The sequence below is a fragment of the Psychrobacter sp. FME5 genome (assembly GCF_014861375.1).
Taxonomy (GTDB): Bacteria; Pseudomonadota; Gammaproteobacteria; order Pseudomonadales; family Moraxellaceae; genus Psychrobacter.
In genome coordinates this window covers 1-543 of record NZ_RRYX01000269.1, presented here as the reverse complement: position 1 = coordinate 543, position 543 = coordinate 1, and the positions used below count along the sequence as shown (strand labels likewise).

Genomic DNA, 543 nt, shown 5'->3' with positions numbered 1-543 from the left:
CGTGCAGGATAATCACAACACCTAAGCCTTGCTCATCGACCAATTGACGAATCAGTTTTAACACTTCTATTTGATAGACCACATCCAGCGCTGCTAGTGGCTCATCCAATAGAAGATACTTTGTTTGCTGGGCAAGGCACATCGCCAGCCAGACGCGCGCACGCTCACCACCTGACAACGTCGATACTTGGCGATCTCTAAAGGCGTCAACTTGAGTGAGGGCGATGGCTTTTTCTACTTGTTGACGGTCGTCGGCAGTCGGCTTTTGCAGCCATTTCTGATGAGGGTATCTGCCCAACATCACAAGCTCATAGACCGTAAAAGCACCCGCATCAGGTAGATTTTGCGGTAAATAGGCAAGATGCGTGGCCAGTCTTTTAGCGGAAAAACTACGCAAATCTTGACGTTCTATTTCAATACCACCTTGCGTGGGCGTCATCTCTCCTGCCATAGCCTTTATAAGGCTGGATTTACCGGAACCATTATGCCCAATGAGGGCATAAAGTTTATTTGGTTCGATGATAAAAGAAGTCGGGTGAAGCA

1 protein-coding gene is annotated in these 543 nt (G+C 47.9%); it reads right to left on the bottom strand.

Features of this window, described 5'->3' with window-relative positions; genetic code table 11:
- Positions 1-543: ABC transporter ATP-binding protein (locus tag EI161_RS15145; RefSeq protein WP_192530031.1), on the bottom strand; the 543-nt coding region annotated here is incomplete at both ends.